Annotated in this window: 17 protein-coding genes; 8 read left to right on the top strand and 9 right to left on the bottom strand. The window is 71.7% G+C overall.

Translation table 11 applies throughout. The features are described from left to right. Position 1 precedes the first annotated feature (1 nt). From ACIGYR_RS12910 to ACIGYR_RS12895, 4 genes are all read right to left on the bottom strand, one after another. On the bottom strand, positions 2-739 hold the full coding sequence (locus ACIGYR_RS12910) for a nucleotidyltransferase (RefSeq protein ID WP_399595238.1): 738 nt from the start codon (positions 737-739) through the stop codon (positions 2-4). Between the two features lie 18 nt (positions 740-757). Next, on the bottom strand, positions 758-1,864 hold the full coding sequence (locus ACIGYR_RS12905; RefSeq protein WP_399595240.1) for an amidohydrolase family protein: 1,107 nt from the start codon (positions 1,862-1,864) through the stop codon (positions 758-760). 221 nt (positions 1,865-2,085) lie between these two features. Next, entirely contained in the window at positions 2,086-2,406 is a 321-nt protein-coding gene (locus tag ACIGYR_RS12900; protein ID WP_391839442.1) for a hypothetical protein, read from the bottom strand. Positions 2,407-2,475: 69 nt separating this feature from the next. Continuing rightward, on the bottom strand, positions 2,476-3,462 hold the full coding sequence (locus ACIGYR_RS12895) for a heme o synthase (protein ID WP_391839736.1): 987 nt from the start codon (positions 3,460-3,462) through the stop codon (positions 2,476-2,478). A gap of 414 nt (positions 3,463-3,876) precedes the next feature. Here ACIGYR_RS12895 and tkt point away from each other — a divergent pair, with 414 nt between their 5' ends. From tkt to pgl, 5 genes are read left to right on the top strand one after another with little or no spacing between them, the layout of a single operon-like run. Beyond that, complete coding sequence (gene tkt, locus ACIGYR_RS12890; protein ID WP_399595243.1) at positions 3,877-5,964, top strand: transketolase; 2,088 nt, start codon at positions 3,877-3,879, stop codon at positions 5,962-5,964. Positions 5,965-5,997: 33 nt separating this feature from the next. After that, entirely contained in the window at positions 5,998-7,116 is a 1,119-nt protein-coding gene (tal, locus tag ACIGYR_RS12885; RefSeq protein ID WP_391839438.1) for a transaldolase, read from the top strand. Between the two features lies 1 nt (position 7,117). Next, positions 7,118-8,656, top strand: coding sequence for a glucose-6-phosphate dehydrogenase (gene zwf, locus ACIGYR_RS12880; RefSeq protein WP_391839436.1), 1,539 nt, complete (start codon positions 7,118-7,120; stop codon positions 8,654-8,656). Continuing rightward, positions 8,653-9,777, top strand: coding sequence for a glucose-6-phosphate dehydrogenase assembly protein OpcA (gene opcA / locus ACIGYR_RS12875; protein ID WP_399595246.1), 1,125 nt, complete (start codon positions 8,653-8,655; stop codon positions 9,775-9,777). The genes zwf and opcA overlap by 4 nt, the downstream gene beginning before the upstream one ends. Continuing rightward, positions 9,774-10,556, top strand: coding sequence for a 6-phosphogluconolactonase (gene pgl, locus ACIGYR_RS12870; RefSeq protein WP_399595248.1), 783 nt, complete (start codon positions 9,774-9,776; stop codon positions 10,554-10,556). Before opcA ends, pgl begins: the two co-directional genes overlap by 4 nt. A gap of 50 nt (positions 10,557-10,606) precedes the next feature. Here the strand turns inward: pgl and ACIGYR_RS12865 are convergent, their stop codons facing one another. From ACIGYR_RS12865 to ACIGYR_RS12845, 5 genes are all read right to left on the bottom strand, one after another. Then, entirely contained in the window at positions 10,607-11,446 is an 840-nt protein-coding gene (locus ACIGYR_RS12865) for a carbohydrate ABC transporter permease (RefSeq protein WP_399595250.1), read from the bottom strand. Then, the gene (locus ACIGYR_RS12860; protein WP_399595252.1) at positions 11,443-12,795 is read right to left on the bottom strand and encodes an ABC transporter permease subunit; all 1,353 of its coding nucleotides are present in this window, start codon (positions 12,793-12,795) and stop codon (positions 11,443-11,445) included. Before ACIGYR_RS12860 ends, ACIGYR_RS12865 begins: the two co-directional genes overlap by 4 nt. A gap of 11 nt (positions 12,796-12,806) precedes the next feature. After that, positions 12,807-14,132 carry an ABC transporter substrate-binding protein gene (locus ACIGYR_RS12855; RefSeq protein WP_399595254.1) on the bottom strand — a complete coding sequence of 442 codons (1,326 nt, stop codon included), beginning with the start codon at positions 14,130-14,132 and terminating at the stop codon, positions 12,807-12,809. Positions 14,133-14,163: 31 nt separating this feature from the next. After that, positions 14,164-15,813, bottom strand: coding sequence for a glycoside hydrolase family 13 protein (locus tag ACIGYR_RS12850; RefSeq protein WP_391839425.1), 1,650 nt, complete (start codon positions 15,811-15,813; stop codon positions 14,164-14,166). Between the two features lie 127 nt (positions 15,814-15,940). After that, positions 15,941-17,212 carry an ABC transporter substrate-binding protein gene (locus ACIGYR_RS12845; RefSeq protein WP_399595256.1) on the bottom strand — a complete coding sequence of 424 codons (1,272 nt, stop codon included), beginning with the start codon at positions 17,210-17,212 and terminating at the stop codon, positions 15,941-15,943. Between the two features lie 123 nt (positions 17,213-17,335). Between ACIGYR_RS12845 and ACIGYR_RS12840 the strand changes: the two genes are divergently transcribed. From ACIGYR_RS12840 to ACIGYR_RS12830, 3 genes are read left to right on the top strand one after another with little or no spacing between them, the layout of a single operon-like run. Beyond that, positions 17,336-17,842 carry a PadR family transcriptional regulator gene (locus tag ACIGYR_RS12840; protein WP_391839422.1) on the top strand — a complete coding sequence of 169 codons (507 nt, stop codon included), beginning with the start codon at positions 17,336-17,338 and terminating at the stop codon, positions 17,840-17,842. After that, positions 17,839-18,684 (top strand): ABC transporter ATP-binding protein, encoded by an 846-nt coding sequence (locus tag ACIGYR_RS12835; protein ID WP_399595258.1) that lies wholly within the window; start codon positions 17,839-17,841, stop codon positions 18,682-18,684. Before ACIGYR_RS12840 ends, ACIGYR_RS12835 begins: the two co-directional genes overlap by 4 nt. Positions 18,685-18,704: 20 nt before the next feature. Beyond that, positions 18,705-20,990, top strand: coding sequence for an FtsX-like permease family protein (locus ACIGYR_RS12830; protein ID WP_399596490.1), 2,286 nt, complete (start codon positions 18,705-18,707; stop codon positions 20,988-20,990). The last annotated feature ends 7 nt before the right edge of the window (positions 20,991-20,997 follow it).

Genomic DNA, 20,997 nt, shown 5'->3' with positions numbered 1-20,997 from the left:
TTCACCCGTACGTGGTGACGAGGGCGTCGATCGCCGGCCCCAGATAGGCGCGCGTCAACTCCGCCCGGCGGGCGAGCCAGTCGGTGGTGGCCGGAACCTGGGCGTCGTACCGCCGACGGGCGATGTCCTCGACGACCCCGGCCGGGGCGCCGAGCGCCGACAGCTCGGTCAGCGCCTCCCGTTTGGAGATCAGCCGCCCCTCCCGCAGGGTCACGGTCGCCCGGGCGAAGGTCAGCAGGCCCAGGTCCACCCAGACGTCCTGCCGCCACAGCCGGGCCTTGTCGACGGCCGGGCGCCAGAAGGTGCGCTGGTCACGGACGACGAAGCCGCTCAGCTGCCCCTGCGGCACCGCCGGGAGCAGCCCGCCCGGTGGCGCACCGTGCAGCACCTTGCCGAAGTCGTGCAGCTCCCGCCGGGTGACGGGGGTGACCGGGCGGCGCATCACATGTCCGTGTGCCCAGGTGAGGTGCGGGCGGTCCGGGTCGTCCAGGGTGTCCGGGGCGAGGTAGCTGCAGTGGAGCTTCGCCGCGAGGGGCTCCCCGCGCAGTCCCCGGTGCAGCACCACCAGCCGTCGTACGGTCCCCGGTCTCAGGGGGCCGGGCAGGACGGCGATCAGGTCGAGGTCGCTGCGGCCCTCCTGGTAGTCGCCGCCGGCCAGCGAGCCGTGCGCCCAGACGGCGCGCGGCCGCAGCGGCAGCAGCGCGTCCAGGAATGCGTCGAGCAGAGATGCGGTCGGCATCCGGTCATTCTGGAGGGCTCAGCCGAGCCCGTACACCCGGCGGGCGTTGTCCGCTGCGATCAGCCGGGCCACCCGCTGGGCGTCCTCCAGGGACCACGCTCCCTCGGCCACCCAGGTGCCCAGGACGCGGCCCAGGGCCTCCCGGAAGAGGCGGGCGCCGACGACATGCAGCTCGGGCAGGCCCTGGGCACCGGTGGAGAAGAGGATCTTGCCGAAGGGGGCCAGCTCCAGGATCTCGGCGAGGACCGTGGCCGCCCGGGCGCCGGTGCGGACGAGCGCGGCGCCCGAGTCGGCGTAGACGTGCGGGAAGACACCGGCCAGATGGGCGGCGTGCCGGTGGTACGGGTAGCCGTGCAGCAGGATCAGATCGGTGCCGAGGCCGGCGGTGGCGCGGACGAAGTCCGTGAGCAGCACCGGGTCCGTGCGGTCGATGCGGGAGCCGGGTTCGCCGAGGCCCGCGTGCAGTTGCAGGGGCAGGCCCGACGCGACCGCGATCCACAGCAGGTGCCGCAGCAGCACGGCGTCGGTGAGGGCGCCGCCGACCCGCCGCCCGGTCAGCCAGCGGCCCGCCGCGCCCCGCACCTCTCCTGGCCCCGGCGGCTCCGGTGCGAGGGCCAGGCCGTGCCGGAGGCCCGCGACGGAGGTGAAGGCGACGGCCGTCGACGCCGCGCCGTGCACCGACTCGGCCAGGTTGGCGAGGAAGGACTCGACGGTGCCGGAGGTGTCGGCGACCTGCTCGGCGAGCAGCTCCAGACGGACGATCTCGCGGGCCTGGGCCGCCCCGGCGGAGGCCAGTTCGGTGGGACCGGTGAGGTCGCCCGGCAGCCCGGTGTCCACCAGGTAGGTCGTGATGCCGCTGCCGCGCAGCAGTCTGCGGCCCGCTTCCAGTACGCCGAGTTCGCGGCGCCGCGCGAGATAGCGGGCGGGCGCGCAGTGCGGTTCCAGGCCGAGTATCGGCGGGCACCAGCGCCGTACGGCGAAGCCGGTCTGGGTGTCGAACAGGGTGGTGCCCGGGGCGGGCGGTCCCTCGGTACGGGCCAGCTGGGCCTCGAAGGTGCCGAGGCCCAGTTCCGTGCGGAGCACCCCGTGGCAGTACTGGTCCACGAGGGACGGCATCTCGATCATTCCCGGGCTTCCCGTGGGATGTGGTCTTGCACGTCCTAACGGGTGAATCCGGGTTCAGGTGGCGGCAGCGCGCCAAAGGGGCGCGGGGAGTGTGCGTATGCGGGTCCGCGGCGGGGCGGCCACCACGGACCGGCGGTCGGCAGTGGGCGTGTGCGTATGCGGGTCCGCGGCGGGGCGGCCACCACGGACCGGCGGTCGGCGGGCCACCGGCCCCACCCGATCTAGCCGCCGATCTGCATGCCGGCCATCCGCTTCCACTCGTACGGCCCCGTCGTCACCTTCGCCGCGAACTCGCCGTCGAAGGACTCGTGGGCCGTGATGCCGGACTTGGCCACCGCCTGCTCGGCGATGGCGTACGAGGGCGCCACCAGGTCGCCCCAGCCGCCGTCCTCGCCGACGAGGACGATGCGGGCGCCGCGTTCGCCGATGTAGGCCACCTGGCCCTCCGCGCCGCCGTGCGCCTTCGCGAAGGCGCTGATCTGGTGGGCGAGCCGGGACACCTTGCGCTCGGCCCTCGCGTCAACCTGCTGCGTGTCTGCCATGGCCAGGATGCTACTCACCGGTAGATCGACTGGCGAGGGCAGGGCGCTGTGACTTACGCCCGGCGGGCGTCAGCGCAGGAACGGGTCGACGGCGACGGCGACGAAGAGGATCGACACATAGGTGATCGACCAGTGGAAGAGGCGCATCTCCTTGAGCTTGGCGCCGGTCTCCTCGGCCTTCGCCCGGTTCTGCAGCCCGTGCGCCTCCCACAGCCAGAAGCCGCCGGCGGCGAGGGCCACCACCGAGTAGAACCAGCCGGTGTAGCCGAGGGGGGTGAGCAGCAGGGAGACCAGGACCATCACCCAGCTGTAGATGACGATCTGCCGGGCGACGACCTTGTTGGAGGCGATGACCGGGAGCATCGGCACGCCCACGCGCGCGTAGTCCTCCTTGACCTTCATGGACAGCGGCCAGTAGTGCGGAGGCGTCCAGAAGAACATGACGAGGAAGAGGATGACCGGCGCCCAGGACATCGAGTTCGTGACGGAGGACCAGCCGATCAGCACCGGGAGGCAGCCCGCGATTCCGCCCCACACGATGTTCTGCGACGTACGCCGCTTGAGGATCATCGTGTAGACGACGACGTAGAAAAGGAGCGCTCCGAGTGAGAGCCAGGCACTCAGCCAGTTGACGGTGAATCCGAACAGCAGCGTCGAGACGACCGCCAGGGTGATGCCGAAGACCAGGCACTCGAGCGGGCTGACCATGCCGGTCACCAGCGGGCGCTGCGAGGTGCGGTCCATCAGGGCGTCGATGTCCCGGTCGATGTACATGTTCAGCGCGTTGGCGCCACCCGCCGACAGGTAGCCGCCGACGCAGGTGAGCAGCACCAGCCCGAGGTCGGGCACACCCTGCTGCGCCAGGAACATCACCGGAACGGTGGTGATGAGAAGCAGCTCGATGATCCGCGGCTTCGTCAGCGCCACGAACGCCTTGACGCGGGCTCCGAACGGCCGGTGAACCGGGCTTTGGCTCGCACCGAGCGCGCCCTCCCCCAGAGCCTTGAGGGCCTGGGAGGTGCCCCCAGGACGGGATTCGACGGCCGTCACGCACACCCCTGACAGAGACATCCCAGCGAGCCTCCCCCTGTGAAGTCCCGGTAAAGGCTCGCGCGTACCACGCCACTTTAGACGTTGCCCATACCCCGGCCTTCGCGGGGGTGGGGTCGTGTTGGCGGGGCCGCCCGCGGGGCCGCGCGGACATGCGCACAAAGGCTCGATCCGACGTGCGTCCACAGGCTCGATTGAGCAGTCAGATGAGCGGGTCCGTATTCATGTGCCAAATGCCGTCCCGGCCGGTCGAGAGGCGGATCGCACCGACTCCCGGCAGTCTGGAAACACTCGAAAAAACGCACGTCCTCACGGGGGTAGGCTCGACAACGGCCGGTGGGCGACAAGCCCCTCGGCGGCCGGGTGGGCGCATGCCCCGAAGACCGGCGACCGACATGTGGAGAGGAGCCCTGACCCAGGGTGAGCACCAAGCCGACCACCACAGACCTTGAGTGGACCGACCTGGACCAGCGGGCCGTGGACACCGCCCGCGTCCTGGCCGCCGATGCCGTACAGAAGGTCGGCAACGGCCATCCCGGTACGGCGATGAGCCTGGCCCCGGCCGCCTACACCCTCTTCCAGAAGGTGATGCGGCACGACCCGGCCGACCCGGAGTGGGTCGGGCGCGACCGCTTCGTGCTGTCCGCCGGCCACTCGTCCCTGACCCTCTACACGCAGCTCTACCTGGCCGGGTTCGGCCTGGAGCTGGAGGACCTGGAGTCCTTCCGCACCTGGGGTTCGAAGACCCCGGGTCACCCGGAGTACGGGCACACCAAGGGCGTCGAGACCACGACGGGCCCGCTGGGCCAGGGCGTGGCCAACGCGGTGGGCATGGCGATGGCCGCCCGCTACGAGCGCGGCCTGTTCGACCCGGAGGCCCCGCAGGGCGAGTCGCCCTTCGACCACTTCATCTACTGCATCGCCGGTGACGGCTGCCTCCAGGAGGGCATCTCCGCCGAGGCGTCCTCGCTGGCCGGCCACCAGAAGCTCGGCAACCTGATCCTGCTGTGGGACGACAACCACATCTCGATCGAGGGCGACACCGAGACGGCCGTCTCCGAGGACACCGTCAAGCGGTACGAGGCATACGGCTGGCACGTCCAGCGCGTGGAGGCCCAGGAGAACGGCGACCTGGACCCGGCGGCGATCTTCGCCGCGATCCAGGAGGCCAAGGCCGTCACCGACCGCCCGTCCTTCATCGCGATGCGCTCGATCATCGCCTGGCCGGCCCCGAACGCGCAGAACACCGAGGCCGCGCACGGCTCGGCGCTGGGCGACGAGGAGGTCGCGGCCACCAAGCGCGTCCTGGGCTTCGACCCCGAGCAGAGCTTCCAGGTCGAGGACGAGGTCATCACGCACACCCGCAAGGCGCTGGAGCGGGGTGCCGAGGCGAAGGCCGAGTGGGAGAAGACCCTCCAGGTGTGGCGGGACGCCAACCCGGAGCGTGCCGCCGAGTTCGACCGGATCAGCAAGGGCGAGCTGCCCACCGGCTGGGAGGAGAAGCTCCCGGTCTTCGAGCCCGGCAAGGGTGTCGCGACGCGTGCCGCGTCCGGCAAGGTGCTCCAGGCGCTCGGCGCGGTCATCCCCGAGCTGTGGGGCGGCTCCGCCGACCTCGCCGGGTCGAACAACACGACCATCGACAAGAACAGCTCCTTCCTCCCCGAGGGCAACCCGCTGCCCGAGGCCAACCCGTACGGCCGGACGATCCACTTCGGTATCCGCGAGCACTCCATGGGCGCGGAGCTGAACGGCATCACGCTGCACGGCAACACCCGCGTGTACGGCGGTACCTTCCTCGTCTTCTCCGACTACATGCGCAACGCGGTGCGCCTGTCGGCCCTGATGCACCTGCCGGTGACGTTCGTGTGGACGCACGACTCCATCGGCCTCGGCGAGGACGGCCCGACCCACCAGCCGGTCGAGCACCTGGCCTCGCTGCGCGCCATCCCGGGTCTGAACATCATCCGCCCGGCGGACGCCAACGAGACCGCGATCGCCTGGCGCGAGGTCCTCAAGCGGTACACCAAGGAGTTCGGCAAGGGCCAGCCGCACGGCTTCGCCCTCACCCGCCAGGGCGTGCCGGCCTACGAGCCGAACGAGGACGCGGCCCGCGGCGGCTACGTGCTGTTCGAGGCCGAGGGCGGCGAGGCACAGGTCGTTTTGATCGCCACCGGTTCCGAGGTGCACGTGGCCGTGGAGGCCCGTGAGCAGCTCCAGGCCGACGGCGTGCCCACGCGAGTCGTCTCGATGCCGTGCGTGGAGTGGTTCGAGCAGCAGGACCAGGGGTACCGGGACTCCGTGCTGCCGCCGTCCCTGAAGGCCCGTGTCGCCGTGGAGGCGGGTATCGGGCTGACCTGGCACAAGTACGTCGGAGACGCCGGCCGCATCGTTTCCCTGGAGCACTTCGGTGCTTCCGCCGACGGCAAGGTGCTCTTCCGCGAGTTCGGCTTCACCGCCGAGAACGTGGCCGCCAAGGCCCGCGAATCCATCGCCGCCGCCCAGCGCTGACGCTCATATACGACACGTAGGAGATGTAATTCCATGACAGACGCACTCAAGCGCCTCTCCGAGGAAGGCGTCGCGATCTGGCTGGACGACCTGTCGCGCAAGCGGATCACGTCCGGCAACCTCGCCGAGCTGATCGACCAGCAGCACGTCGTGGGCGTCACCACCAACCCGACGATCTTCCAGAAGGCGATCTCCCAGGGCGACGGCTACGACCAGCAGCTGTCGGACCTCGCCGCCCGCAAGGTCACCGTCGAAGAGGCCATCCGCATGATCACCACGGCGGACGTCCGCGACGCCGCCGACATCCTGCGCCCGGTCTTCGACGCCACGGACGGCCAGGACGGCCGGGTCTCCATCGAGGTCGACCCGCGCCTGGCGCACAACGAGAAGGCGACGGTCGCCGAGGCCAGGCAGCTGGCCTGGCTGGTCGACCGCCCGAACACCCTCATCAAGATCCCGGCCACCATGGCGGGCGTCCCGGCCATCACCCAGGTCATCGGCCTCGGCATCAGCGTCAACGTCACGCTGATCTTCTCCCTGGAGCGGTACCGCGCCGTCATGGACGCCTACCTCTCCGGTCTGGAGAAGGCCAAGGAGCGCGGCCTGGACCTGTCCAAGATCCACTCGGTGGCGTCCTTCTTCGTGTCCCGCGTGGACACCGAGATCGACAAGCGTCTGGACGAGATCGGCACCGACGAGGCCAAGGGGCTGCGCGGCAAGGCCGCCGTCGCCAACGCGCGCCTCGCCTACCAGGCGTACGAGGAGGTCTTCTCGTCCGACCGCTGGAACGCGCTGGAGAAGGCGGGCGCCAACAAGCAGCGTCCGCTGTGGGCGTCGACCGGCGTGAAGGACCCCGCGTACCCGGACACCCTGTACGTCACCGAGCTGGTCGCGCCGAACACGGTCAACACCATGCCGGAGGCCACGCTGGAGGCCACCGAGGACCACGGCGAGATCCGCGGCAACACCATCGCCGGCACCTACGAGCAGGCGCGTGCCGACCTCGACGCGCTGGAGAAGCTCGGCGTCGCGTACGACGACGTCGTGCGGGTGCTGGAGGACGAGGGCGTCGAGAAGTTCGAGGCGTCCTGGAACGACCTGCTGAAGTCGACCCAGGCGGAGCTCGAGCGCCTTGCCCCCTCGGAGGGCTGACTTGTCACCCGTTTCCGGTTCCGGAGCGAACCCGCTTCGTGACCCGGCCGACCGACGGCTCCCGCGCATCGCGGGGCCGTCGGGCCTGGTCATCTTCGGCGTCACGGGCGACCTGTCGCGCAAGAAGCTGATGCCCGCGGTGTACGACCTCGCCAACCGGGGCCTGCTGCCGCCGGGCTTCTCGCTGGTGGGCTTCGCCCGCCGCGACTGGGAGCACGAGGACTTCGCCGAGGTCGTCCACGACGCGGTCAAGGAGCACGCGCGCACCCCCTTCCGCGAGGAGGTCTGGCAGCAGCTCATCCAGGGGATGCGCTTCGTCCAGGGCACCTTCGACGACGACGAGGCGTTCGAGCGGCTGCGCGGCACCATCGAGGACCTGGACAAGGCGCAGGGCACGGGCGGCAACTTCGCCTTCTACCTGTCGGTGCCGCCCAGCTCCTTCCCGGTGGTCATCCAGCAGCTGAAGAAGCACGGTCTGGCCGATCAGACCGGCGGCTCCTGGCGCCGCGCGGTCATCGAGAAGCCGTTCGGGCACAATCTTGCGTCGGCCGAGGAGCTGAACAAGGTCGTGCACGAGGTGTTCGAGCCGGACCAGGTGTTCCGCATCGACCACTACCTCGGCAAGGAGACCGTCCAGAACATCCTGGCGCTGCGCTTCGCCAACACGATGTTCGAGCCGATCTGGAACCGGTCCTTCGTGGACCACGTGCAGATCACCATGGCCGAGGACATCGGCATCGGCGGCCGGGCCGGCTACTACGACGGCATCGGCGCCGCCCGGGACGTCATCCAGAACCACCTGCTCCAGCTCATGGCCCTCACGGCGATGGAGGAGCCCTCCTCCTTCGGCGCGGACGCGCTGGCCGCGGAGAAGGAGAAGGTGCTCGGCGCGGTACGGCTGCCGAAGGACCTGGGCAGCAGCACGGTCCGCGGGCAGTACGCGGCGGGCTGGCAGGGTGGCCAGAAGGTCACCGGGTACCTCGAAGAGGACGGCATCGACCCCAAGTCGAAGACCGACACCTACGCCGCGATCAAGCTGGAGATCGACAACCGCCGCTGGGCGGGCGTCCCCTTCTATCTGCGCACCGGCAAGCGCCTCGGCCGGCGCGTGACGGAGATCGCGGTCGTCTTCCAGCGGGCCCCGCACTCCCCCTTCGACCAGACGGCGACGGAGGAGCTCGGGCAGAACGCGATCGTCATCCGCGTCCAGCCGGACGAGGGCATCACGGTCCGCTTCGGCTCCAAGGTGCCGGGCACCTCGATGGAGATCCGGGACGTCTCCATGGACTTCGCCTACGGCGAGTCCTTCACGGAGTCCAGCCCGGAGGCGTACGAGCGCCTGATCCTGGACGTACTGCTGGGCGACGCCAACCTCTTCCCGCGCACGGAGGAGGTCGAGCTGTCCTGGAAGATCCTCGACCCGATCGAGGAGTACTGGGACAAGCACGGCAGGCCCGCGCAGTACAAGTCGGGCACCTGGGGTCCCGCCGAGGCGGACGAGATGCTCGCACGAGACGGACGGAGCTGGCGCCGGCCATGAAGATAGACCTGACCGACACCACCGCCGGAGACATCAACAAGGCGCTCGTGCGGGGCCGCCGCGCCATCGGCACACCTGCCGTCGGCATGGTCCTCACCCTCGTCATCGTCACCGACGAGGAGAACGCCTACGACTCCCTGAAGGCCGCCAACGACGCCTCGCGCGAGCACCCCTCGCGCACGCTGGTGGTCATCAAGCGGGTCTCCCGCAACCCGCGCGACCGTACGTCCTCCCGGCTGGACGCCGAGGTGCGGGTGGGCGCGGACGCGGGTACCGGCGAGACGGTCGTCCTGCGTCTCTACGGCGAGGTCGTCGACCACGCCGACTCGGTGGTCCTGCCGCTGCTGCTGCCGGACGCCCCGGTGGTCGTGTGGTGGCCGGTGAATGCTCCGCTCGACCCGGCGAAGGACCCGCTGGGCGCGCTCGCCCAGCGCCGGGTCACCGACACCTACGCCGCCGAGCAGCCGGAGCGGGAGCTGTCCGCCCGTGCCGAGGCGTACACGCCCGGCGACACCGACCTGTCCTGGACCCGGATCACTCCGTGGCGCTCGATGCTCGCGGCGGCCCTGGACCAGGTCACCTGCGCGGTGAAGGCCGTCGAGGTGGAGGGCGAGGAGTTCAACCCGAGCTGTGAGCTGCTGGCGATGTGGCTCGCGGACCGGCTGGACGTGCCCGTGCGGCGCTCCCTGTCCGCGGGCCCGGGTCTCACGGCCGTCCGTATGGACACCAGTTGCGGCCCGATCGTGCTGAACCGCGCGGACGGCTCGCTGGCCACGCTGTCCATCGAGGGCCAGCCGGCCCGCGCGGTGGCGCTGAACCGGCGGGACACCGCCGAGCTGATCGCGGAGGAACTGCGCCGGCTGGACCCGGACGACACCTACGCGTCGGCGCTGCGCTACGGCGTGGAGCGGCTGAACAAGGTTCCCGGGCAGGCCACCGAGGAACCCGCGCAGCAGGCTTGGGCGAAGTCGGCCGAGCCGGTCGCGAAGGCCGGCCCTGATGCGGAGTCCGAGCCGGTTGCGGAGCCCGAGCCGGTCGAGGAGGCCGCGAAGGCACCCGCGAAGAAGGCGGCGGCCAAGACCGCGAAGAAGTCCCCGGCGAGGAAGGCGGCGGCGAAGTGAGCACTCCGCAGCTGGTCGTCCACCACGACAAGGAGCTGATGGCGCAGGCCGCCGCGGCTCGCCTGATCACGAAGATCGTGGACGCGCAGACGTCCCGGGGCGCCGCGTCCGTGGTCCTCACGGGCGGCCGCAACGGCAACGGGCTGCTGGCCGCGCTGGCGGCGGCGCCCGCCCGTGACGCCATCGACTGGGGCCGCCTCGACCTGTGGTGGGGCGACGAGCGCTACCTCCCCGAGGGCGACCCCGAGCGCAATGTCACGCAGGCCCGCGAGGTCCTGCTGGACGCCGTCCCGCTGGACCCGGAGCGCGTGCACGCCATGCCCGCGTCCGACGGCCCGTACGGCGCGGACGTCGAGGCGGCGGCCGAGGCGTACGCGGCGGAGCTGGCGAAGGCGGCCGGGCCCGAGAACCACGGCCCGGTCCCGACCTTCGACGTCCTGATGCTGGGCGTCGGACCGGACACCCATGTGGCCTCGCTCTTCCCGGAGCTGCCGGCCGTACGGGAGACCGAGCGCACGGTGGTCGGCGTGCACGGCGCGCCCAAGCCGCCGCCGACCCGGATCAGCCTGACCCTTCCGGCGATCCGGTCGGCCCGCGAGGTGTGGCTGCTCGCGGCCGGCGAGGACAAGGCGGAGGCCGTGGCCATCGCCCTGTCGGGGGGGGGCGAGATCCAGGCCCCGGCGGCGGGCGCGTACGGCCGCGCCCGGACCCTGTGGCTGCTGGACGCCGCCGCGGCCTCGCAGCTGCCACGGTCGCTGTATCCGCCCGCGTCGCCGTGACGCACGACCGGATGCAGGGGCTGCGGGAACTTCGGTTCCCGCAGCCCCTCTCATTTCACCGACCCGGCCATCACGCCCTGCACGAAGTGCCGCTGGAAGGCGAAGAACACCGCCACCGGCACGATCAGGGACAGGAACGCGCCCGGCGCCAGGACGTCGATGTTGCTCCCGAACTGGCGTATCTGGGACTGGAGTTGCACGGTCAGCGGCTGGGCGGAGCTGTCGGCGAAGAGCAGGGCGACCAGCATGTCGTTCCAGACCCACAGGAACTGGAAGATGGCGAGCGAGGCGATCGCCGGACGTCCCACCGGCAGCACCAGCCGGGTGAAGATGCGCCACTCGCTGCCGCCGTCCATCCGGGCCGCCTCCAGCATCTCCTTCGGCATCTCCGCGAAGTAGTTGCGCAGCAGGAAGACGGCGAAGGGCAGGCCGTAGGCGACGTGGAAGAGGACGACACCGGGGATCGTGCCGAACAGGCCCAGCGCGCCGAAGAGTTTGGCCACCGGCAGCAGGCCGATCTGGACCGGCACCACCAGCAGGGCGACCACCAGCAGGAAGAGGGGCTCGCGGCCGGGGAAGTCCAGCCAGGCGAAGGCGTAGGCGGCCAGGGCCGCGATGACCACGACCAGAGTGGTCGCCGGCACCGAGATCAGCACGGTGTTCCAGAACGCCTGGGTCATCCCCGAGTTCTTCAGCAGGGCGGAGTAGTTGTCGAAGGACAGCTGTGAGGGGCCGGCCAGTGCCGTCCACCAGCCGCCCTTGGCGTTGTCCTGGGCCGAGCGCAGGGACGACACGAACAGTCCGGCCAGCGGGGTGAGCCAGACCAGGCCGATGACCACGAGGACGGCCTGGACGAGACCGTTGCCCAGAGAGCGCCGGAGGGCGTTCATCGCTGACTCCTTCGGAAACGGCGGACGTTGAACACCATCGCGGGGACCACCAGGAGCAGGAGCAGCACGCCGAGGGCGCTGCCGAGACCCTGGTCGTTGCCGCCGCCGAAGGACACGAGCCACATCTGGGTGGCGAGGACGGTCGCGTCCTCCTGCACCGGGCCGGGCGCGATGATGTAGACGAGGTCGAAGACCTTCATCACGTTGATCACGAGGGTCACGAAGACCACGGTGAGCACGGGCGCGAGCAGCGGGACGGTGATCCGCCGGAAGATCTGCCACTCGTTGGCCCCGTCCATCCGGGCCGCCTCCAGCGCGTCCCGGGGCAGGGTGGACAGCCCCGCGCCGATCAGGACCATCGCGAACCCCGTCCAGATCCACAGGTACGCGCCGATGATCGCCGGGGTGACGAGGGCCGGCCCGAGCCAGGAGACCCCCTGGTAGGGCGGGGCGAAGTTCGACTGCGGCAGCTTCACCGTGTACGGGCCCGCCCGCAGCCCGGAGAGGCGGAAGGAGCCGTCGGCCGCGGTGCTCGCGGTCGCGACCGTCTTCCCGTCGCGCACGGCCTCGACCTTCATCCCGGGCAGGCCGCTCTCCTTGGGGTCGACCTTGCCCTGCTCTCCGCCCCCGCCGGGGGTGAAGTCCAGGTAGACGACGCCTCGCAGTTCGCCGGCCGCGGCCTTTCGCGCGGCCGCCGTACGGGCGGGTGCGGCGTCGCCGGGCAGGTCCCCCGGCAGGACGCCGACCATCGGGAGCGCGACCGACTCCCCCGCCGAGGCGGTCGTACGGTACGAGCCGTCCCGGTCCTGGGTGAGCAGCCCGGTGCGCCCGCGGGCGGTCGGGTACGTCGACGTGCCCTCGAAGGCGTCGTGGACGGAGACGACGGCCGCGTTCAGGACGCCCTTGTCCGGGTCCTCGTCGTAGGCGAGCCGGAAGATGATGCCGGCGGCGAGGAAGGACACCGCCATCGGCATGAAGAGGAGCAGTTTGAAGGCCGTGGCCCAGCGGACCTTCTCCACCAGGACGGCCAGGATCAGACCGAGACCGGTGAGCAGTGCGGGGGCGACGACCACCCAGATGGTGGTGTTGCGGATGGCCTTCAGCGTGGCCGGGTCGCGGAACATCTCGGCGTAGTTGTGGCCGCCGACGAACCGGGTGCCGGAGGCGTCGAAGAAGCTGCGGCCGACGGAGAACAGCACCGGGTAGACGACGAGCGCGCCCAGCAGGAGCAGTGCGGGGAAGACGAAGAGCAGGGCGATCAGCCGGGTGCGCCGCCGGCCGCGGCGCTCGGGCGCCGGGCCGGCGGCCCGCGGGCCCGCCTGCTGTTTCACGAGTGCGGTGGCGGTCATGATGCTGTCGCTCAGTTCCGGTCGGCCTTGGCAGCGGCCGACTCCAGCTTCGCCGCCGTGCCCTTCGGGTCCGAGGGGTCGCGCAGGAAGTCCTGGAGCAGCTTCCACTCGCCGGTGCCCTTGGTGCCGCCGAAGGCGGCCGGTGCCTGGTCGGACATGTCGAAGCGGACCGAGTCCCCGGCGCCGATCAAAGACTTGGCGGTGGCGCGGGTGACGTCGTCGCCGTACGAGGCGAGGTCGAGCTTCTTGTTCGGCGACAGGAAGCCGCCCGCCTTCGCCCACACGGCCGCGGCCTCGGGGGTGGCCAGGTACTCCAGGAGCTTCATGCCGGCCTTGGCGTTCTTGCCGTCCTTGAGGACGACGGCCGCGTCGCCGCCGCTGACGACCGGTGCGCTGCCGCCGTCGACCGCGGGGAAGGGGAAGAAGTTCGCGTCCTTGCCGATGGACCTGCCGTACTGGTCGTGGGCGACACCGGCGACGAAGTCCCCCTCGTAGACCATGCCGGCCTCGGGCTTGGGGCCGAACACCTTCTCCACCGAACCCGGGAAGTCGGTGTTGAGCGCCTCCTTCTGGCCGCCGGCGATGAGCTGCTTGTCCTTGAACAGCTTGCCGAGCGTGGTGAGCGCCTTGACCACCGTCGGGTCGGTCCACTTGAGCTTGTGGGTGGCGAGGGCGTCGTACTTCTCGGGGCCGGCCTGGGAGAGGTAGACGTTCTCGAACCAGTCGGTGAGGGTCCAGCCGTCCTGTCCGGCGACCGAGAAGGCGGCGAGGCCGGAGTCGGAGACGGTGTGCCCGGCCTTGAGCAGGGCGTCGTACGTCTTCGGCGGTTCGACCCCGGCCTGGGTGAGCGCCTCGGGGCTGTACCAGACCGTCGACTTGTGGGCGGCCTTGAAGTAGAGGCCGTAGAGGTCGCCGTCGACGCTGCCGTACGTCTTCCACACGGGCGCGTAGTCGGCGGTGATCGTCTGCTGCGCGGTCGGGGACAGCGGCTTGAGCCAGCCCTTCTGCGCGAACTGCTTGAGGACGCCGACCTGCGGGACCATCACGACGTCGGGCGCGTTGCCGCCCTCGATCTTGCTGCCGACGACCGTGGAGACGTTGTCGCCGGTGGACACGAACTGGGTCTTCGCGCCGGTCTTCTCGGTGAAGGCGTCCAGCACCTTCTGGAAGTTCTTCTGCTCGCTGCCGGACCAGACGCCGGCCACGGTGACCGTCTGGCCGCTGAGCTCCTTGTCACCCCCGCCCGCGGAGACGGGCCCGCCGCCGCAGGCGGTGGCGCCGAGGGCGAGCGCGAGGGCGGTGCAGCCGGTGAGCAGGGTCGTGCGTCGTCGCATCATCGTCGACGGACCTTTCCTTGGGAGCGGATGATCAGATCTCGTTCAGCCACCAGGCCGCCGTGGCGCCGGGCAGGACGCCGGGCGGGCAGGGGCCGCTGGCGAGCAGGGGGGTGCCGGGGACCGGCGCGGGGGCATTGGCCGTACCGAAATTGACGGCGCAGACCAGGCCGTCGCCGCGGGTGAAGGCGAGGACGCCCGGCGGGGCGTCCAGCCAGTCCAGCGTGCCCTCGCCCAACTGGGGCAGGGACGAGCGCAGTTGCAGGCCGTCGCGGTACAGGTGCCAGAAGGAGCGGGTGTCGGCGAGGGCGCGGTCGGTGGCGTACTCGGCGAAGTACTCCGGCTGCGGCAGCCAGGGTTTGGCGCCTTCCGCGCCGGAGGTGAAGCCGAACGGTGACGCCTGCCCGGACCAGGGCAGGGGCACCCGGCAGCCGTCGCGGATGCGGGCGCGGCTGCCGGTGCGGTGGAAGATCGGGTCGGTGAGCACGTCGTCGGGCAGGTCGACGACCTCGGGCAGGCCCAGTTCCTCGCCCTGGTAGATGTAGGCGGCACCGGGCAGCGCCAGCATCAGCAGCGCGGCGGCGCGGGCGCGGGCGGCGCCGAGGCCGCTGCCCTCGGTGGCGGGTTCGCCGTAGCGGGTGACGGTGCGGACCTGGTCGTGGTTGTTCAGGACCCAGGTGACCGTCGAGCCGGTGCCGGCGATGTCCTGCATGGCCTCGGAGATGACCTTGCGGAAGGCGTCGGCGTCCCAGGGGGCGCCGAGCAGGTCGAAGAAGAACGCCTGGTGGAGTTCGTCGTGGCGGACGTACAGGGCGTGTTCGCGGGCGGTGGGGACGGAGACCTCGCCGACGAGCAGGCGTTCGCGGCCGTCGCGGGCCTGGTACTCCTCGCATATGGAGCGCCAGCGGCGCCACACCTCGTGCACCTCCGGCTGGTTCCAGGCGAGCGGGTTGACCGAGTCGCGGGTGCGGGCGTCGGCCTCCGGGTCGTCGGAGTCGGGCAGTTCGGGGTGCTTGTACAGGCCGGCGGCGACGTCGATACGGAAGCCGTCCACGCCCCGGTCGAGCCAGAACCTGAGGACGCGGTCGAACTCGGCGGGGATCTCGGGGTCGCGCCAGTTCCAGTCGGGCTGCTCGGGCGTGAACATGTGCAGGTACCACTGGCCGTCGCCGACTCTGGTCCAGGCCGGGCCGCCGAACATGGCGTGCCAGTTGTTGGGCGGCTCGCTGCCGTCGGGGCCGCGGCCGTCGGCGAAGTGGAAGCGGGCGCGGGCCGGGCTGCCGGGCTCGGCGGCGAGTGCCGCACGGAACCACGGGTGCTCGCTGGAGCAGTGGTTGGGGACGATGTCGAGCAGCACCTTGATGCCGAGCCGGCGGGCCGCCCCCATGAGCAGGTCGAATTCGGCGAGGTCGCCGAAGACCGGGTCGACATCGCGGTAGTCGGCCACGTCGTAGCCGTGGTCGTGCTGCGGCGAGGGGTAGAAGGGGCTCAGCCAGATGCCGTCGACGCCGAGCTTCTTCAGGTACGGCAGTCCGGCGCGGACGCCGGCCAGGTCGCCGATGCCGTCGCCGGTGCTGTCCAGGAAGCTGCGGACGTAGACCTGGTAGATCACCGCGTCCCGCCACCAATGATGCCTGTTCAACCCTGTGGAACCTGTCTCTGAGGGGGGCTGTTGTGCATGCATGTTAGGTAGGCGAGGAGCGGAGGTGTCAACGAAGTGAACGCAAGCTACCGACCGGTTTAGCTCACATAAACGGGCAATTCACCGCGAGACGAGCACAGTCGTGATGGCGGCGTTACTTAACAAGTAACTAGCCGCGGGCGATGGCGTCGAGTTCGCGCGCCAGCCGGCGCACGGCCTGCCCGGGCGTCTGGCGCCCCGTGAGCGCGTCCTGCACGACCGCCTGCACGGCCAGGCTCACCTGGTCGTAGCGTGGGCTCTTGGGGCGCGGGCGGGCGGTGAGGACGGCGGTGCGCAGGGTCGGCAGATAGGGGAACCGCTTCACCAGCGCGGGATCTTCGTAGAGCGCGGCGCGCACGGGCGGCAGCGCGCCCCGCATGAGCACCTGGCGCTGGACGGGCGCGCTGGTGAGATAGGCGAGGAGACGCGCGGCGGAATCCGGATGCCGGGTGTGGGAGTTGACGGCCAGGTTGGAACCACCGAGGACGCTCGTCCCCGGCCCGTCGGGTCCGGGCAGCGGTACGGCGCCGATCCGCCCGGCGACCTTCGTGCCCCTCTCCGCGGCGACGGCATAGGCGTAGGGCCAGTTGCGCAGGAAGAGCAGCCCGCCGTCCAGGAACGCCTGTTTGGACTCCTCCTCCTTGTACGTCAGCGCCCGCTTCGGGATCCAGCCCTCGCGGATGCCGCGGGCGAGGAAGCCGAGGCCCTCGCGGGCGGCGGCCGAGTCGACGGTGACCCGCCTGCCCTCGCCGCCGAGGATCGTGCCGCCCGCCGAGTACACGGCCTCGGCCGCGTTCACGGTGAGGCCCTCGTAGGGCAGGAACTGGCCCGCGTAACCGTCGAGCCCGTACTTCGGCGCGATGGTCTTCGCGTCCCGCTCCAGCTCGGCCCAGGTGCGCGGCGGGGGCACGCCCTCCTTGTCGAGGACGTCCTTGCGGTACAGGAGAAGCCCGGCGTTCGTGACGTACGGCACCGCGTACAGCCGTCCGTGGTACGTCGCCGTGTCCACGACCGGTGGCAGGAAGCTCCCCAGCGGGAAGCGGTCGCGGGGCAGCGGGCGGATCCAGCCGGCCGCGGCGAACTCGGAGGTCCAGTCGACGTCGATGTTCAGGACGTCGAACCGGCCACGGTCACCGCCGCGCAGGTCGGTCGTCATCTGGGCGTGCGTCTCGTCGGCGGAGTCCGGCAGCTCGACGAGGGTGACCCGCTCGCCGGGGTGGGTGCGGTTCCAGCCCTTCAGCAGCGGGCCCAGATAGCCGGTGAGGTCGCCGGCGGTGGCCAGGGTGAGCGGTCCGCGACCGCCGCGCGCGCCCTCGTCGGGGTGGGCGCCGGAGGTGACGTACCCGGTCATGATCACGACGAGAACGAGAAGGCCCCTACCGGCGGCGTGCATCCACCGCATAGGTTCCTCCCTGTACACCGGCACCACGGGCACCCTCGCCCGGGGACAGAGGCCATGTATACCTGTTAGGTATGCGCGATACTAGGGCCTGGAGCACATGGAGCAGACAGGAGGACAGCACGCGTGCGCCTGCCTCTCCTGGCACTCCTCGCCCGCGGCCCGGCCCATGGCTACGAGCTGAAGCAGGACCTTGAGCAACTGCTGGGTGCCGCGTACCCTCAACCGAACGTCGGCCAGATCTACGTCACCCTCGGCCGCCTGGAGAAGACCGGGCTCATCGAGGGCGAGGACGTCGAGCAGTCCAGCCGGCCCAACAAGAAGGTCTACCGTCTCACCGAGGCCGGGCGCGAGGCGCTGAGCGTCTGGTTCGAGGAGACCGAGGACGAGCCCCGGGTGCGCGACGAGTTCTTCATGAAGCTCGCCCTCGCCCCGCAGACCGGCCTCACCGACCAGATAGCCCTCATCAACCGGCAGCGGCGCCAGTACCTCAACACCATGCGCAACCTGTCGAAACTGGCCGCGGCCGAGGACCGGGACAACCGAATCGCCCAGCTGCTGATCGAGGGCGCGATGCTGCATCTGCAGGCCGACCTCGACTGGCTGGAGCGGTGCCAGGAGGAACTGGAATGACCGAGGACACTCCGGTTCTGCGAGCCGACGGCACTCCGGTACCGGCGGCCGACGGCACCGCGGTGCTGCCGGCCGACGGCGCTCCGGTTCTGCCGGCCGACGGCACCGCGGTGCTGCGGGCCGAGGGCCTGGTGAAGACCCACTACGGCGAGGGCGCGCCCGCGCATGCCGTCCGTGGGGTCGATCTGAGCGTCGCGCGCGGCGAGTTCGTGGCGATCACCGGACCGTCCGGCGCCGGCAAGTCGACCCTGCTGCATCTGCTCGGCGGGCTGCAACGGCCGGACCGGGGCAGCGTCTGGCTCGCCGGCCGGTGCACGGACTCCTTCAGCGAGGCCCGCTGGGCCGTGGAACGGCGCAAGGCCATCGGGATCGTCTTCCAGTTCTTCAACCTGGTGTCGAACCTGTCGGTCGCCGACAACGTCGAGCTGCCCGCCCTGCTGGCCGGTGTGCCGCCGAAGAAGGCGCGCGCCGAGCGGGAGGCGCTCCTCGCCGAGCTGGGCCTGCGGGGCAAGGAGCGCAGCATGCCGGGCGAGCTGTCCGGCGGCGAACAGCAGCGGGTCGCCCTGGCCCGCGCCCTGGTCAACCATCCGCCGCTGCTCCTCGCCGACGAGCCCGCGGGCAGCCTGGACAGCAAGGGCACGCGTGAGGTCATGCGGCTGCTGTCCCGCTTCCACGGGCGCGGCCAGACCATCGTGCTGGTGACGCACGACGCCCGGCTGGCCAGCGCCGCCGACCGGGTGATCAGCTTCTTCGACGGCCGCATAGCCGACGACGCGGCCCTGGACGGCACACCGCCGTCCCGGCGCCGCGGTATCTCCGGCGTGCTGGAGCTGAGGGACTGACCGTGCCGGATCTCAGGAACATGCGGGCCACCCTGCGCTGGGCGCACTCCGACCTGCGCACCCACCGCGGCGAAGCGCTGTTCCTGGTGCTGGCGACCGCCGGCATCGTCGCCTCGCTGCTGCTCGCCACCGCCCTGTTCGGGTACGCCACGAACCCCTGGCAGCGGACCTTCGCCGAGGCGCGCGGGGCCCACGTCTGGCTGCACACCGCGCCGTCCGCCGACGCCCGCGCACTGGCCGGGCTGGACGGCGTCTCCTCCGTCGCCGGTCCCTACCGCACCGAGTCCGCCACCGTCGCCGCCCGCGGCACCCGCGCCTCCGCGGAGCTGCGCGCCACACCCCGCCTGCCTTCCGTCGGCCGGCCCCTGCTCTCCGCGGGACACTGGCTGGATTCGGCCGCACCGGACGGCGTGGTGCTGGAGAGCAGCCTGGCCCGGGCGCTGCTGGCCGAGCCCGGTGACACCCTGACCCTGCCCGGCACGGCCCGCACCCTCACCGTCGAGGGCGTCGCGGACAGCGCCGAACCCCCGTACCGTCCGGGCGAGCAGCCGGGGCTGGTGTGGGCGCTGCCGTCCGCGGTGCGCGCCCCGGCCGGCCAGGTCATCGGGCTGCGGCTCGGTGATCGGGCCGACACGGACTACGCGGTGCAGCGCGCCGTCACCGTGCTGGGCGCCGGCGCGGTCGGCGAGGTCTCCACCTGGCAGCAGGCGCGCGCCGAGGCCCAGGGCGACAACCGGCTGCTGGGCCAGGTGCTCGGGCTGTTCGGGCTGGCGGCTCTGGTCGCCGCCGGGTTCGCCGTGCACGGCGCCATCGCCACCCGGATCCGCGGGCATCTGCGGGACCTGTCGGTGCTGAAGGCGATCGGCTTCACGCCCGGCCAGGTCGTGCGGGTCTTCCTGCTCCAGCACCTGGCGTACGCCCTGCTCGGCGCGTGCGCCGCGGCCGCCCTCACCGAGGGGCTGGGCAGCCGGGTCCCGGGGCGGCTCGGGGACGCGGTGGCCGTGTGGCAGGGGCTGCCCGGGCACACCCTGGCCGTCTCCGCGGTACCGGCGGGCGCGGTGCTGTTCATCGGCCTGACCACGGGGCTCGCGGCCTGGCGGGCGGGGCGGGTGCCGCCGGTTCCGGTGCCGCGCCCCACGGCGGGGCCGGCGGGCGGCCGGCTGACCGGAGCGGCCCGGCAGGCGCTCGGGCTGGGGCTGCCGGCCGCCCTGGTCCTCGGCTGCCACAAGGCGTTCGCGGGGCGGGGCCGGTCACTGGCCACCGTGGCCCGGCTGACGCTGCCGCTGCTGCTGATCGTGGTGGCGCTCAGCGCGTGGACCACGATCGACCGCTTCCACAGCAGCCCCGAGCGAGTGGGGCTGCCGACGGCGCTCACGGTCCGCTCGGACGACGCCCTGGACGCGTCCGGCGTACGGTCCGTGCTGGGCCGCGACCCCCGGGTCGCCGCCGCCTATCCGGGTGTCGAGGTGGCCGCGCTGGTGCCCGGGCAGACCGGGACCATCGCCCTGCGCGGTGTCGGTACCCGCGCCGAGCCCTACCCCTACGCCCTCGCCGCGGGCCGTGCCGCGCGGGGGCCGGACGAGGCGGTGGCGGGCCAGGGACTGCTCGACCTGCTGCACGCGCGGGTCGGCGACTGGGTGCGGATGACGGTGGGCGACCGGCCGCAGATCCTGCACATCGTGGGCCGCGGCATCGAACCGCGCAACGCCGGCCGGGTCGTGACGACCTCCCTGGACACCCTCCGCGAGAACGACCCGGAGCTGTCCCCCGCCTTCTACGAGCTGCGGCTGCGCCCGGGCGCCGACCCGCGGCGGGTGGCCGCCGCGCTCACCTCGGCCGGCCACGGCCACCTGGAGGTCCACCCCGCGACGAATCCCGCCGACGGACTGTCCCCGCTGCGCGGGGTGGTCGCCGGGCTGATCGCCGTCCTGGCCCTTATCGGGCTGGTCGAGTTGCTCACCGCGATCGGCGGCAGCGTCCGCGAGGGCGAGCGGGACGTGCTGGCGCTCCGGGCGATCGGCATGTCCCCGCGGCAGATCACCGCGATCACCGTGACGGCGACGAGCTGTACGACCCTGGCGGCGGTCCTCGCCGGTACGGCGCTGGGGCTGCCGCTGGCCCGGCGGCTGATCGACGCCCAGGGAGGCTCCAGCGGCATCGGCGCCGGGATCGCCCAGTACCCCTCCCCCGGCCTGCTGTTCCTGCTGGGCTCGGCCGCCGTCCTGGGGGCGGCGGCACTGGCCACGCTGCCCGCCGCCCGGGCGGCCCGCCGCCGCCTCGCGGACACGCTGAGCGCGGCGGCCTGAGACCGGT

The sequence above is a fragment of the Streptomyces sp. NPDC053076 genome (genome assembly GCF_044546845.1).
In the GTDB taxonomy this organism is placed as follows: Bacteria; Actinomycetota; Actinomycetes; order Streptomycetales; family Streptomycetaceae; genus Streptomyces.
This window is presented reverse-complemented; position numbering and strand designations above follow the sequence as displayed.

Excerpts from the sequence above, each read along its gene's own strand:
- ACIGYR_RS12845 (WP_399595256.1), bottom strand. The coding sequence starts at position 17,212 with ATGCGGTGGATGCACGCCGCCGGTAGGGGCCTTCTCGTTCTCGTCGTG.
- ACIGYR_RS12900 (WP_391839442.1), bottom strand. The coding sequence starts at position 2,406 with ATGGCAGACACGCAGCAGGTTGACGCGAGGGCCGAGCGCAAGGTGTCC.
- ACIGYR_RS12850 (WP_391839425.1), bottom strand. The coding sequence starts at position 15,813 with ATGCATGCACAACAGCCCCCCTCAGAGACAGGTTCCACAGGGTTGAAC.
- ACIGYR_RS12835 (WP_399595258.1), top strand. The coding sequence starts at position 17,839 with ATGACCGAGGACACTCCGGTTCTGCGAGCCGACGGCACTCCGGTACCG.
- ACIGYR_RS12860 (WP_399595252.1), bottom strand. The coding sequence starts at position 12,795 with ATGACCGCCACCGCACTCGTGAAACAGCAGGCGGGCCCGCGGGCCGCC.
- ACIGYR_RS12830 (WP_399596490.1), top strand. The coding sequence starts at position 18,705 with ATGCGGGCCACCCTGCGCTGGGCGCACTCCGACCTGCGCACCCACCGC.
- opcA (WP_399595246.1), top strand. The coding sequence starts at position 8,653 with ATGAAGATAGACCTGACCGACACCACCGCCGGAGACATCAACAAGGCG.
- tal (WP_391839438.1), top strand. The coding sequence starts at position 5,998 with ATGACAGACGCACTCAAGCGCCTCTCCGAGGAAGGCGTCGCGATCTGG.
- ACIGYR_RS12865 (WP_399595250.1), bottom strand. The coding sequence starts at position 11,446 with ATGAACGCCCTCCGGCGCTCTCTGGGCAACGGTCTCGTCCAGGCCGTC.
- ACIGYR_RS12910 (WP_399595238.1), bottom strand. The coding sequence starts at position 739 with ATGCCGACCGCATCTCTGCTCGACGCATTCCTGGACGCGCTGCTGCCG.
- ACIGYR_RS12855 (WP_399595254.1), bottom strand. The coding sequence starts at position 14,132 with ATGATGCGACGACGCACGACCCTGCTCACCGGCTGCACCGCCCTCGCG.
- ACIGYR_RS12905 (WP_399595240.1), bottom strand. The coding sequence starts at position 1,864 with ATGATCGAGATGCCGTCCCTCGTGGACCAGTACTGCCACGGGGTGCTC.